This is a genomic window from Ferrimonas futtsuensis DSM 18154, from assembly GCF_000422645.1.
GTDB lineage: Bacteria > Pseudomonadota > Gammaproteobacteria > Enterobacterales > Shewanellaceae > Ferrimonas > Ferrimonas futtsuensis.
Genome location: NZ_AUGL01000001.1, coordinates 1 through 14,065, shown reverse-complemented (window position 1 = coordinate 14,065; position 14,065 = coordinate 1). Strand labels below are relative to the sequence as shown.

The following is a 14,065-nucleotide window of genomic DNA, read 5'->3' as shown; positions in this document are numbered from 1 at the left end:
AATAAAAAATAGAGGACATTATGAGCAACGAGATCAAAACCCAAGTCGTGGTTCTCGGTGCCGGACCTGCCGGTTACTCCGCCGCTTTTCGTGCCGCCGACCTCGGCCTGGAAACCGTTATCGTTGAGCGTTACTCCACCCTGGGTGGCGTGTGCCTGAACGTCGGTTGTATCCCTTCCAAAGCGCTGCTGCACGTTGCCAAGGTGATCGATGAAGCCAAGGCGATGGCGGATCACGGTGTCAGTTTCGGCGAGCCCCAAATCGATCTGGACAAGGTACGCGCCCACAAGGAGAAGGTGATTGGTCAGCTGACCGGCGGCCTGTCTGGCATGGCCAAGATGCGCAAGGTGAAGGTGGTGAACGGCTTTGGTAAGTTCACCGGCTCCAACTCCATCGCCGTGGAAGGTGCCGACGGCACCACAGTGGTGAACTTCGACCACGCCATCATCGCCGCAGGTTCCCGCCCCATCGAGTTGCCTTTCATCCCCCACGAAGATCCCCGCATCTGGGATTCCACCGACGCCCTGGAGCTGAAAGAGATCCCTGAGCGCCTGCTGGTAATGGGCGGGGGCATCATCGGCCTGGAGATGGGTACCGTGTACCACACCCTGGGTTCCAAGGTGGACGTTGTGGAGATGCTGGATCAGGTGATCCCCGCCGCCGATAAGGATGTGGTTCGCGTCTTCACCAAGCGGATGAAGAACAAGTTCGATTTCATGCTGCAGACCAAGGTGACCCTGGTGGAAGCCAAGGAAGATGGCATCTACGTCAGCATGGAGGGCAAGAAGGCCCCAGCCGAACCTCAGCGTTATGATGCGGTTCTGGTGGCCATCGGCCGTACCCCCAACGGCAAGCTGATCGACGCCGACAAGGCGGGCGTGAAGATTGACGAGCGCGGCTTCATCAACGTGGATAAGCAGATGCGCACCAACGTCAACCACATCTTCGCCATCGGTGACATCGTGGGCCAGCCGATGCTGGCACACAAAGGTGTGCACGAAGGCCATGTGGCTGCCGAGGTGATCTCCGGTAAGAAGCACTACTTCGATCCCAAGGTGATCCCCTCCATCGCCTACACCGATCCTGAGGTGGCCTGGGTGGGCCTGACCGAGAAGGAAGCCAAGGCGCAGAACATCGCTTACGAAACGTCCGTCTTCCCCTGGGCGGCCAGTGGCCGAGCCATAGCCCAGGATGCCGCAGACGGCATGACCAAGCTGATCTTCGACAAGGAGACTCACCGGGTGATCGGTGGCGCCATCGTCGGCAGCAATGGTGGCGAACTGTTGGGTGAGATTGGCCTGGCCATCGAGATGGGCTGTGACGCCGAGGATCTGGCGCTGACCATCCACGCCCACCCCACACTGCATGAGTCAGTGGGCCTGGCCGCCGAGGTGTATGAAGGCAGCATCACGGATCTGCCGAACCCCAAGGCGAAGAAGCGTTAACACCCTTCAAATGCGAATTAAGCGGCTTCGGCCGCTTTTTTTATGCACAGAGCAATGGAAGTTTGGTAGAACAACTTTTAAAGTAGCGATTCGATAACCAAAACCCTGAAGGTGGCTCATTCTGTTGAGGTGGCTCACGCTATTGGTCCTGCTGTTGGGACAATCTCTACCGGTTTACGGCTTCCAGAGCCGCGTACTCGATCATCATTCCGGTTTCGTCTCCAACTCAGTGACGGATATGGCCTTCAGCGATCGGGGGCAGCTGTGGGTGACGACCCACGATGGCCTCTACCGCATCGCCAGCCACAAGGTTCGTCGTCTCGATCGTTTCTCCGATACCGTTCTTCTGCCTGACTTCACCCTGACCCGGGTTCGTGCCCTGCCAAACAATCTGGTCCTGGTCTCCAGTGAGCACGACCTGTTTTTGCTGGATGAGGCCCACAACCGGGTGTCTATGCTTGGTCGTGATAGCTTCCATGACTACCAGAGGGGCGGCTCAACGGCGCTGACGGAAGCGGAAGGGCATCTGTTCTGGGTGCTGAATGAGATGGGGCAACTGTATCGTTTCGATATGGCCCAGGAGCAGGCCACTCTGCTGTCGGTCATTGGCGCTCAAAAGCACTTCTTTCAAGGCCTGGTCCACCATGGCGACACGCTGGTGACCGGCACCCGCAATCAGTTGATCACCTTCTCCATGGCGGGGGAGGTACTGGAATCGGCGTCCTGGCCCAAGGAGCGGGGCAACCTCACCACCCTGTTCTCCGACCGCCAAGGCCGGTTATGGCTGACCTCAACCCGGGGACTCTACCTGCGCCAGGGAGAGCAGTTCCTGCGGATTGATTCTGTGGGGCGCTCGGTTCGCGATATCCATCAGGACAGCAAGGGTAACCTGTGGGTGGTGACCACCCTGGGCCTGTTCCGTATCGATGGTGAGGATCTGAAAGTGACCGCCATGGGGCGCAGTGAAGAGCTGTTTGATGTGGCGGCCAGCATGCATAAGCTTGAGCTGGATGAGAACGATAACCTCTGGGTGGCCACCGTCAGTGCCGGCATTGCCGCGCTCTCTCAGCCGGAAGATTATGTGTTGGATCGCCTCTCGACCCACACCTCGCCGGCGATAGGGGCGGATCTGGTGTGGGGGTTCAGCGGCGCCCCTGAGCAGTTGTTCGTTGCCCATGATCAGGGTGTGGATGAGGTGGACCTGGTGGGGCGCAGGGTCAAACCCCTGTTGCTGGAGGGCCTGGATGCCCTGGATGCGGCGTTCAACACCCTGCCCATATCCGACACCGAGATTCTGGTGGGGACCACCAAGGGTCTGTTTTTGGTGGACCGGGAGCAGGGGGTGGGCCACAGGATCGCCATTGGCAGTGACGGTCTTCCGGATCTGAGCAACCGGGTGATCCTCAGCCTGACCGAGGGGCCGGGCCGGGTCTGGCTGGCCACCGACATGGGGCTTTACCTGTTCGATACCGAACGTCGCACCCTGGAGTTGATTCTGGATGAAGGGCAGCCTCTGATGGAGGTGCGCAACATCCTGGACCTGGGTCATGAGGTGTGGCTGGGAGGCAAACAGTTGTTTGGCCGTTACCACCTGATGGACAGGCGCTTCGAGTCGACGCTGAACTGGCTGCCCGGCGAGCCCTCGGATTACCATTTTGGCCCCATGGCCCAGGTGGCGCCGGACAAGCTGCTGGTGGGCAGTTTTGGTGAGGGGATCCTGGAGGTGGACACCGGCCTCAAGCTGGCGTTTCGCATGAACCACCAGTGGCGCTTCAACTGCATCACGCCCTACTTCATCCAGCCAACCAATGAGGGGGCGGTGATTGGCTGTCCTCAGGTGCTGGCGCGCTACAACAGGGACACCGGGTCCATCATCAGTGTGGGCAATGACGGTGGCCTGTTTAATACCGAACTCAATGAGGGAGCCGCCTTCCGCCTGGCCGACGACACTCTGGTGGTTGGGACCACCACCGGGCTGATGCGGGTGGATCCGATGAACATCTCCTTGGCCAGGAGCAGCAACAGCCTTCAACTGGAGTCGGTCAAGGTGCAGTACGACGAGGGCAACGAGCTGTTCCTGATCCCCCAGCTTCAGAAGATGGTGATCCGTCCCAACTTCGAGCTGGTGAACATCAGTCTTGGCACCACCAACCTCATTACCGGGCCGGCGGTGCATTTTCGCTATCAGCTGGTATTCGACGGCAAACCCAGCAACATGACCGAGCTGGATGGGGAGTCCAGCATTACCCTGTCGCGTTTGCCCCCGGGCAACCATTCCCTGCTGGTGTACGGTGAGTTTGACGGTGTCTGGCAGGAGCAGCCATTGAGGCTGAACTTCAAGGTGGAGCAGTACTGGTGGGCCAGGCAGGGGATGCAGCTGCTGTTCCTGACGGTCACCATACTGATGCTGTTTGTCACCGCGGTGAACTGGCGCAACCAGCTGCGTCGACAGCGCCGGATCAACCAGGCGTTGAGGCAGAGTCAGCACAGATTGCAGTTGGCGCTGCAGGGGGGCGGGTCAGACATCTGGGAGTGGGATGCCAAGAGCGACAGCTTCTATGTGGAAAACCGTCAGACCACCCTGTCGCGTACCAACAGGCCAATGCGAATTCCCAGAGTGGGAATGACCCTGCACAAACAGGATCTGCAGCCTGTTGCCCAGGCCTGGAAACAGTTGTTGAGTGGCGATCAGGAGCGAATCAACGTTGAGTTTCGCGCCATCAGCCCCATTGGCGAATGGCGCTGGCTGTGGGTAACCGGCACGGTGATCGAACGGGATCCGGATACCGGTCAGGCGCTGCTGGTGGCCGGGGTGTACGCCGACCGTACCAAGGTGCGTAAGATGGCACATCTGCACACCCTCTATGCCCATGCCATGGAGAACACCACCGAGGGGATGATGATTCTGGATGCGGAGTACAATGTGACTGCGCACAACCCCTCCGCCCTGGCGATCCTCGGATACCCCAAAGGCGCGCTGGAGGGGGTGAGCCTGTCGGATACCCTGCTTACCGAATCTGAGATCCTGGCGGAGATGAAGAGTCAGCGGCGTTGGAGCGGTGAAGCCCAGATGCGCCGCCGCGGCCGCGGCCAGGTACCGGTGTGGCTCAACCTCAGCCATATGTCGCTGGACAGCGGCGGTGACTATCTGGTGGTGCTTTTCTCCGACATCTCCGAGCGCAAGAAGCAGGAGGTGGCGTTGCAGAAGCTGGCCAACTATGACCTGGTCACCGGCCTGCCCAACCGTTCCCAGTTTGATCAGCAGATCCGTGCCCTGATGCAGGAATCGCCGGATGAGCCTCTGGCCCTGCTGTTTCTGGACTTGGACAGGTTCAAACACATCAACGACACCTTCGGCCATGGCACCGGCGACGCCCTGTTGGTGGAGGTCAGCCGATTGCTCTCCTCCGTGGTGGGGGGCAGCGGCACCGTCTGCCGCTTCGGCGGTGATGAGTTCGTCATCATCGTTCGAGATTTCAATCACAGGCTCCAGGTGGAAGCCCTGGCGGAACGGATCCTCAGTCTGTTGTCTGAGCCTATCCAGGTGCAGCAGCAGGTGCTCTACCTGTCGGTGAGCATCGGCATCGCCCTCTACCCCGAGGATGGCAGCCAGGCCGAGGAGTTGCTGAAGAACGCCGACCTGGCGATGTACCACGCCAAGGAGGAGGGGCGGGGACGCGCCTGCTTCTACACCAGGGAGCGGGATGCCCAGGCCACCTATCAGCTGGAGATGGAGAATGAGCTGCGCCAGGCCCTGGAGCAGGACAAGCTGGCGATTCACTATCAGCCGCAGCTGGATGTTTCCGATAACTCGGTGTGTGGTGTCGAGGCGCTGATGCGCTGGAACCGGGAGGACGGCAGTCCGGTGGCACCGGATCTCTTTATCGAACTGGCGGAATCCAGCGGCCTGATTATCCGCCTGGATCGTTGGATGCTGGAGAACGCCTGTCGGGAATTCATGTCTTGGCCGGACAATCGAGCCCTCAAGCTTTCCATCAACGTCTCGGCCAGTCACTTCCGTCAGTTCGACTACGTGGAGTTTATCCAGTCGGTGTTGCAGAGCACAGGCATTCCGCCGGAGCAGTTGTGTCTGGAGATCACCGAAGGGGTGCTGATGAAGCAGGTGAACCTGGCCCAGGCGCACCTGCTGGCCCTGAGGGAACTGGGTATCTCCGTGGCGGTGGACGACTTCGGTACCGGCTACTCCTCGCTCTCCTACCTGAGCCAGTTTGCGGTGAACAGCCTGAAGATCGACCGCTCCTTCATCCAGTCCATGCTGGAGAATAAAGCCAATCGGGCGATCACCTGCAGTATTCTGGATCTGGGCCGCAACCTGGAGCTGGATGTGGTGGCAGAAGGGGTGGAAACCCCGGATCAGCTGGCGTTCCTGCGCAGCCAGGGCTGTCATCTGGTGCAGGGGTATCACTTTGCCAGACCCATGCCGTCTTCACAGTGCCGTCAGTGGCTGGCAAACTGGGCTCCTAGTGAACATGAATTGCTGATGGCATCGTCCTAGGGGGCACAGCCGCCCTGGGTGCCCGAGGGTCATCACCAAGATAAACTCGCCCTAGAGGGATCTATGTTACGTATATTGCTGGCTTTTCTGCTGCTCCTGCCTATGTGGGGGCAGGCGTCCGAGCGCCCCACCGTGGGTGTGGTGCTCTCCGGCGGCGGCGCCAAGGGAGCGGCCCACATCGGTGTGCTCAGGGTGCTGGAACAGAACAGGATTCCGGTGGATTACATCGCCGGCACCTCCATGGGCTCCTATGTGGCCGGGCTCTATGCCCTGGGATACAGTGCCGATGAGATCGAGGCGATCCTGCTGTCCATGGATTTCAATACCGGCTTCGACGACGAGATCCCCAGGGAAGACCTCTCCTATCGTGACAAGCAGCAGCGGGATGATTTCCCCCTGGGGATCCAGATGGGCTACCGGGAGGGGGAGCTGCGTTTTCCCAAAGGGGCGCTGCAGGGGCAGACCATGCGCTCGCTGATTCGCCGCTCCGTGGGCAACATTCCAGAAGTGGGTCACTTCGATGATCTGCCCATCCCCCTGCGTACCGTTGCCACGGATCTAGCCGATCGCAGTGAAGTGGTGCTGGAGAGCGGTAACCTGGTGCTGGCGATGCAGGCGAGCATGACGGTACCCGGGGCGCTGGCGCCCATAGAGATCGATGGCCATATGCTGGTGGACGGCGGCATGGCCAACAATCTGCCTGTTTCCGTGGTGAAGGCGATGGGGGCGGACGTCGTTATTGCCGTGGACATCGGCACGCCACTCAAGGGTAAGGATGATCTCAAATCGGTATTTGACATCGTCGACCAACTGACTGGCTACCTGACCAACCTCACCCGGGATCAACAGGTGGCCCTGATGGGGGACCAGGATATCCTGCTGGTGCCGGAGATCGATGGGGTGGGGACGTCCGATTTTGATCTGATGCCGCAGATGATTCCCCGGGGCGAGGCGGCTGCCAGGGTCAAGCTGGAACAGCTCAGGGCACTCTCTCTGCCTGAGGCTCGTTATGCCGGCCACCTGGCTCAGAAACAGGCTTTGCGCAGCTTCTGGGAGAATAAGGGCGCCGGGGAGCTGGTGGCCATCGAGTTGGACAACGACTCCTGGGTCAGCGAGAGCCGCATTCTCACCGCACTGGGGGTCAAACCCGGTCAACCCCTGGCTCAGGACGAGATCGAGGACGCCATTGCCCGCGTCTATGCCCTCAATGAGTTTGAGCGGGTGGATGCTTACATCCAGGAAAGGGCCGAAGGGCGGGTGCTGGTGGTGGATACCGACGGCAAGAGCTGGGGTCCCCACCTGTTCGAGCTGGGGCTGAGGTTTGAGGATGACTTCGACAATCCGACGACCTCGAACCTGGATATCGCCTTCACCATGAATAACATCACCAGCCTGAATGGACAGTGGCGAAATGAGTTATCCCTGGGGACCAATCGCAGGCTCAGCAGTGAGTTTTATCTGCCCCTGGACGCCAATGGCCGCTGGTACGGCCGGGCGCAGTTCGAGGCGCAACAGGAGCGTTGGGAGCGTATTTCACCCACGGAGGATTTCCCGTTCCGCAGCATTGAGCGCAAACGGGATAACTGGATGGCGGGTTTGGGCATCAACCTGGGGCTGGCGGCCCAGCTGGAGCTGGGGTATCAGTACGAGTCCGGTGAGGTCAATGACGAGCACGCCCTGGTATTGAACAAACTGGGTGATTATGAGTTCCACGGTGCCATGTTCAGTTTCGGCTACGATACCCTGGACGGCGCCATGTTCCCTACCCAGGGGCACCGGCTGTTGGTGAGCCTGTCCCACATCGATGAGCGCTCGGATCTGGCATTCGACGGCCTGCCCACCAATCAGCAGGAGTCCTTGGTCTATCACCTGGAGTGGATCGGTGCCACCAATTGGGATCAGCACAGTTTCTTCATCAAGAGTGAACTGGAGACCATCGACAGCGACGGCATCAGCTTTGTTCACTTCACCTCTCTGGGCGGCTTCCTGAACCTGTCCGGCTTCTATCGGGACTCTCTGCTGGGAAGCCACAAGGGGCTGATTGCCGGGGTGTACACCTATGATCTGAGTAAGGAGGTGCTGGGCATCACCTGGCCCCTGTATCTGGGTTTTTCCGCCGAGGCGGGGAACGTCTGGCTGACCCGCAATGACGCAGACTGGGACGACCTCATCTACGCTGGCAGCCTGTTTATCGGTGCCGAAACCAAACTGGGGCCTGCGGCCATCGCCTGGGGCATGGCGGACAGCGGTGATTCCAGCCTCTATCTGTTCCTGGGCAAGCGCTTCTGACGCAGTTCCATCGATGCGGATACGGAAAAGGGCACCCCAGGGTGCCCTTTCTGCGTCGAACGCTGCTACAGCCAGTGCTCCAGGGAGAACTCCTCCAGGCTGAGATACTGTCTGTCGGCGATCACATACCTGGGGTCTGCCCTGTGCTCGGCATCGGGGATGGCCAGGGTGTGCATCCTGGCCGCCTTGGCCGCCAAAAGGCCGTTGAAGGAGTCTTCGACGGCGAGACACTGGGTGGCCTCAAGGTTGAGGGCGTCGATCGCATTGAGGTAGACCTGGGGGTGGGGTTTGCCCAGGGGCAGATGTTCGGCGGAGCAGGTGGCCTGGAAGTAGTGGCCTATTGCAAGCTTCTCCAGGGTGGCTTCCATCAGGATATGAGGCGAGGAGGTGGCGACAGCCATGGGGATGCCTGCCTGGTGCAGGGTGTCGAGAGTCGAAACAACGCCAGGCATGGGTTGCCCCTTGTCGCGGATCACCGCCACCATGGCGTCGAGAATCCGCTGCTCGACCTCCTTGGCGCTGGCGTTGTCCCAGGGGTGGCGGCTGAACCAGAACTGAACGACATGATCAATTCTGAGTCCCTGGGTTTTTAGGGTGTCTTCCAGGGTGATGGGCACGCCATATTGAGGAAATACCTCCATTTCAGCCAGTTGCCAGAACGGCTCGGAATCCACCAGGATGCCGTCCATATCGAAAATGACCCCTTTGACCATAACAACTCCTATCACTTGCGTATGTGCCCCTTGAAAGAGCTGAGGCTTCGACTAAGGTTAGGGCATCTGAAGATATTTCAATGCCATTGCCTGCCCCTTTGCGGCGGGCAGTGTAGCTCATTTTTTGATGGTGAACCTATGTTAAAACCCCTTTCTATTGTCAGTTTGGCGCTACTTGTGGCCGGTTGCGGCGGCAGCGGCTCCTCTTCCCCCAAAACCGGCCAGTTTGCTTTAGCGGTGTCCGATGCACCTGTGGAGCAGGCGGATGAAGTGGTGCTCTACTTCAACGAAGTGATCCTGGTGCCGGAGAACGGCGGCGATCCCGTGGTGATCGATCTCAGCGAAGGCGGTCCCGACAGCGTCGATCTGCTGCAGTATACCGGCAGTGACAGCGCCACCCTGGTGAACAGCCAGACCCTGGCGGTGGGGGAGTACACCATGTGCCTGTACGCCCTGGATGGAGACGGCACCGAGCAACTCTCTTATGTGAACACCCAGGACCAGGGGGTGGTGCCGCTGCGGGTCAACAGCAAGGGCAGTTGCAAAGGGGTGAAGGGCAACACCGACGCCGCCGGACGCCTGTTCTTCAACCAGCCCTTTACCATCAATACCGGCATCAACAGCTATGTGGCGGAGTTCAATCTGCGTCAGGGACTGGTGGACCCTCAGGGCCAGGAGGGGATGTTCATTAAACCGACCGCGGTGCAGTTGGTGAACCAGGCCGGGGCCGGTAACATCGCCGGTGCACTTTCAGAGGTCCAGAAGGATGCCTGCGAAGCGGACATGACCTCCCTGTTGGAGGTGTCTGAATTCAGTCACGTGGCTTACCTGTTCGCCTCAGAGCGCGATCGCACCACCATGGGCGACATCGTGGGCGATGCCGGATACCCGGAGGGTTCGCCTCTGGTCGCCCCGGTGGCTACGGCAGACATCAGCCTGGATGAGGCCAGTGGCGAGTATCGTTACGAGTTTGGCTTTATCGGCGAGGGCATCTACAGCATCGGTTACACCTGTGTGGCCAACTTCGACCTGCCTGAAAGCCATGAGACCGAAGAGCAGGACTTTACCTTCTACCAGCACTACACCCCGGTACAGGTCCAGCCTGGACTGACCACTGTTCAAGATCTCGATCCCATTCTGTGATCCCGCGCGGCGGCACCTGTCCTGGGTGCCGCCCAGCTTCACTTTCTTCAACTTTAGTCCAAAAAACCGGCTCATCGGAGCGGTTGCAATTTAAACTTCCGTTTTAATTCAGATATACTGCCCACAGCCTAAAACATGTGGCATTCATCACAAAATGGAACCAAAACGCCACGCAAAACCGGAGCTCGCTGTGATCTGAAGCAGTGGCCGAGAACCCGGAATCAACAACAGGACGAGCAGCTTCGTTGTAAGCCTGCCAGTAAAAGAGGAATTTTGCCGTGCTAGAAGCCTACCGTGAACACGTCGCCGAACGCGCAAACCAAGGTATTGCTCCCAAGCCCCTGGACGCGGAGCAAACCGCGGCCCTGGTGGAGCTGCTGAAGAATCCCCCCGTCGGTGAAGAGGAGACCCTGGTCGATCTGCTGGAAAATCGCATTCCGCCCGGTGTCGATGAGGCCGCCTATGTGAAGGCCAGCTTCCTGACCGCCGTCGCCCGCGGTGAGGCCTCCAGCCCGCTGCTGAGCAAGGCGCGTGCCACTGAATTGCTGGGCACCATGCAGGGTGGCTACAACATCGAGCCACTGATTGCCCTGCTGGATGACGCCGAGCTGGCGCCTCTGGCCGCCAAGGCCCTGTCTCACACCCTGCTGATGTTCGATGCCTTCCACGATGTGGTTGAGAAGATGAACGCCGGCAACGACTTTGCCAAGCAGGTGGTGCACTCCTGGGCCGAAGCGGAGTGGTTCCTCTCCAAGCCAGCCCTGGCGGAAAAGATCACCCTGACCGTGTTCAAGGTGAGCGGCGAGACCAACACCGACGACCTGTCCCCCGCCCCTGACGCCTGGTCCCGTCCGGACATCCCGCTGCACGCCCTGGCGATGCTGAAGACTGCCCGTGACGGCATTACTCCGGACAAGGATGGCGAGATTGGCCCCATCAGCACCATCGAGGCGCTGAAGGAGAAGGGCCATCCGGTGGCTTATGTTGGCGACGTTGTGGGCACCGGCTCCTCCCGTAAGTCCGCCACCAACTCGGTGCTGTGGTTTATGGGTGACGACATTCCCAATGTACCCAACAAGCGCGCCGGCGGTTACTGCCTGGGCGGCAAGATCGCACCGATCTTCTTCAACACCATGGAAGACGCCGGCGCCCTGCCCATCGAGCTGGATGTCAGCAAGATGAACATGGGCGACGTCATCGAGATCTACCCCTATGAGGGATTGGCCAAAAATGCCGATACCGGTGAGGAGCTGTGTCGCTTCAATCTGAAAACCGATGTGCTGCTGGACGAGGTGCGCGCCGGTGGCCGTATTCCACTGATCATCGGCCGTGGTCTGACCGACCGCGCCCGTGAAGCCCTGGAGCTGGGCACCAGCGAGGTGTTCCGTCGTCCCGCCGATGTGGTCGACAGCGGCAAGGGTTATACCCTGGCGCAGAAGATGGTCGGCAAGGCCTGTGGCGTCACCGGCGTCCGCCCCGGTCAATACTGTGAACCCAAGATGACCACTGTGGGCTCCCAGGACACCACCGGTCCCATGACCCGCGACGAACTCAAGGATCTGGCCTGTCTGGGCTTCTCCGCCGACCTGACCATGCAGTCCTTCTGTCACACCTCCGCCTACCCCAAGCCGGTGGACGTGACCACTCACGCCACCCTGCCTGACTTCATCATGAACCGTGGCGGCATCTCCCTGCGCCCGGGTGACGGCGTGATTCACTCCTGGCTGAACCGCATGCTGCTGCCCGATACCGTAGGTACCGGCGGTGACTCCCACACCCGTTTCCCACTGGGGATCTCCTTCCCGGCAGGCTCCGGCCTGGTGGCTTTCGCTGCCGCCACCGGTGTGATGCCTCTGGATATGCCTGAGTCGGTACTGGTGCGCTTCAAGGGCGAGATGCAGCCAGGCATCACCCTGCGCGATCTGGTGCACGCCATCCCCTACTACGCCATCCAGCAGGGCCTGCTGACCGTAGAGAAGCAGGGCAAGAAAAACATCTTCTCCGGCCGCGTGCTGGAGATCGAAGGTCTGGACCACCTCACCGTCGAGCAGGCGTTTGAACTGTCCGACGCCTCTGCCGAGCGTTCCGCCGCCGGTTGTACCATCAAGCTGTCCGAGGACTCTGTGGCCGAGTACCTGCAGTCCAACATCGTCATGCTGAAGTGGATGATTGCCGAAGGTTACGGTGACCGCCGTACCATTGAGCGTCGCATCCAGGCGATGGAGAAGTGGCTGGCCAATCCGGAGCTGATGGAAGCGGATGCCGATGCTGAGTACTGTGAAGTGATCGAGATCGATCTGGCCCAGATCACCCAGCCTATCCTGTGTGCGCCGAACGATCCCGACGACGCCCGACTGCTGTCCGAGGTTCAGGGCGAAAGCATCGACGAGGTGTTCATCGGCTCCTGCATGACCAACATCGGTCACTTCCGCGCCGCCGGCAAGCTGCTGGACAAGCACAAAGGCGCCCTGCCGACCCGTCTGTGGGTGGCGCCACCGACCAAGATGGACCAGCAGCAGCTGATCGACGAGGGTTACTACGGCATCTATGGCCGAGTGGGCGCCCGCACCGAGCAGCCCGGCTGTTCCCTGTGTATGGGTAACCAGGCCCGGGTCGCCGACGGTGCGTCCGTGGTCTCCACCTCTACCCGTAACTTCCCCAACCGTCTGGGCACCGGAGCCAATGTGTTCCTGGCCTCTGCGGAGCTGGCGGCGGTGGCCTCCATCATGGGCAAACTGCCTAGCGTTGAGGAGTATCAGGAGTACGCCAAGGCGATCGATGCTCAGGCGGCGGACACCTACCGTTACCTGAACTTCCACAAGATGGAGCATTACACCAAGCCTGCCGGTGAGGTGATTATCCAGACGGCGGTTTAACGCCGGTACCGGCCAAACTCAAAAGCCCCGCCAGATGCGGGGCTTTTTTGGGCTGTGTTTTAGTTAGCTGTTGAAGGCGTATACTTAAGGTACCTCTCCGCTTTGGGAGTTCAGGTATGAAACAGCAGCAATTCACACAGTTGCTTCACCATATTGAGGAGCTGTCGCCAAGCCAGCGCGAACAGCTACTCAATCTTCTTTGCTTTGATGGCGCCTCTGCCAGCGCATTTCTCATAGAGAATCATCCAGATAGTTGTCCCCATTGCCACTCTGTTGAGTTGCGTCCTTGGGGCTCAAGCCACGGTCTTCCTCGATATCGTTGCAAGTCCTGTAGCAAAACCTTCAACCCATTAACTGGCACTCCCTTGGCTCGCTTGCGGAAAAAGGAGCATTGGCTGGCGTATGCTCAGTGTTTGATTGATGGCTTCACCGTCCGGCGCTCTGCAAAAGAGTGCCGAATAAACAAGAACACGGCCTTTCTCTGGCGCCACCGGTTTCTCAAGTTCATTGCCAACAAACAAGCTACCCAAGAGCATGGTATCGTTGAAGCCGATGAAACCTTCTTTCTGAAGTCGAACAAAGGCCAGAAAACGTTAGAGCGACCTGCCCGCGTCCGCGGCGGAGTAAGTAAAACCAAAGGTGGAGGAAGCGAAGACCAGGTTTCTGTTCTCATTGTGCGAGACAGGTCTGGGCAAACTGCGGATTTCATGCTGGAAAGACTTGATGCAAAACATGTCGGTGCCGCCCTGAGTTCGGTGTTATCGATGGATGCTTGTCTATGTACCGACAGGGCATCGGTCTACGCTGCGTACGCGAAAAGAGCGGGAATAAAGCATGAAACGATTAAGGCATCAGGGCCGAGAAAGCGAGGGCCATTCCACATACAGAATGTGAACGCCTACGACAGTCGATTGAAAAGTTGGATGGTGCGATTTCGAGGTGTAGCGACTAAATATCTGCACAACTACTTGGGATGGCACCGAATGCTGGACCGCTACCGGTACCAATTGAATCAAAGGCAGTGTCTTAGCGAAGTTGCTGGGTGGGGTGCAACAGTTACATAAGACACAGCCCTTTTTTGTG

7 protein-coding genes are annotated in these 14,065 nt (G+C 59.4%); 6 read left to right on the top strand and 1 reads right to left on the bottom strand.

All coding sequences use genetic code 11. The features are described from left to right. Positions 1-20 precede the first annotated feature (20 nt). From lpdA to G505_RS0100025, 3 genes are all read left to right on the top strand, one after another. Positions 21-1,445 carry a dihydrolipoyl dehydrogenase gene (gene lpdA, locus G505_RS0100035; RefSeq protein ID WP_084643684.1) on the top strand — a complete coding sequence of 475 codons (1,425 nt, stop codon included), beginning with the start codon at positions 21-23 and terminating at the stop codon, positions 1,443-1,445. Between the two features lie 154 nt (positions 1,446-1,599). Continuing rightward, positions 1,600-5,961, top strand: a complete 4,362-nt coding sequence (locus G505_RS0100030) for an EAL domain-containing protein (protein ID WP_157508927.1) — start codon at positions 1,600-1,602, stop codon at positions 5,959-5,961. Between the two features lie 63 nt (positions 5,962-6,024). After that, complete coding sequence (locus G505_RS0100025; RefSeq protein ID WP_028107715.1) at positions 6,025-8,250, top strand: patatin-like phospholipase family protein; 2,226 nt, start codon at positions 6,025-6,027, stop codon at positions 8,248-8,250. Between the two features lie 65 nt (positions 8,251-8,315). Here the strand turns inward: G505_RS0100025 and hxpB are convergent, their stop codons facing one another. Next, positions 8,316-8,963, bottom strand: coding sequence for a hexitol phosphatase HxpB (hxpB, locus tag G505_RS0100020; protein WP_035384923.1), 648 nt, complete (start codon positions 8,961-8,963; stop codon positions 8,316-8,318). Positions 8,964-9,101: 138 nt separating this feature from the next. Here hxpB and G505_RS0100015 point away from each other — a divergent pair, with 138 nt between their 5' ends. From G505_RS0100015 to G505_RS0100005, 3 genes are all read left to right on the top strand, one after another. After that, complete coding sequence (locus tag G505_RS0100015) at positions 9,102-10,106, top strand: DUF4382 domain-containing protein (RefSeq protein ID WP_028107713.1); 1,005 nt, start codon at positions 9,102-9,104, stop codon at positions 10,104-10,106. A 278-nt stretch (positions 10,107-10,384) separates the two neighbouring features. Then, positions 10,385-12,982, top strand: a complete 2,598-nt coding sequence (gene acnB, locus G505_RS0100010; RefSeq protein ID WP_028107712.1) for a bifunctional aconitate hydratase 2/2-methylisocitrate dehydratase — start codon at positions 10,385-10,387, stop codon at positions 12,980-12,982. A gap of 116 nt (positions 12,983-13,098) precedes the next feature. Then, entirely contained in the window at positions 13,099-14,046 is a 948-nt protein-coding gene (locus G505_RS0100005) for an IS1595 family transposase (RefSeq protein WP_028107711.1), read from the top strand. Positions 14,047-14,065 lie beyond the last annotated feature (19 nt).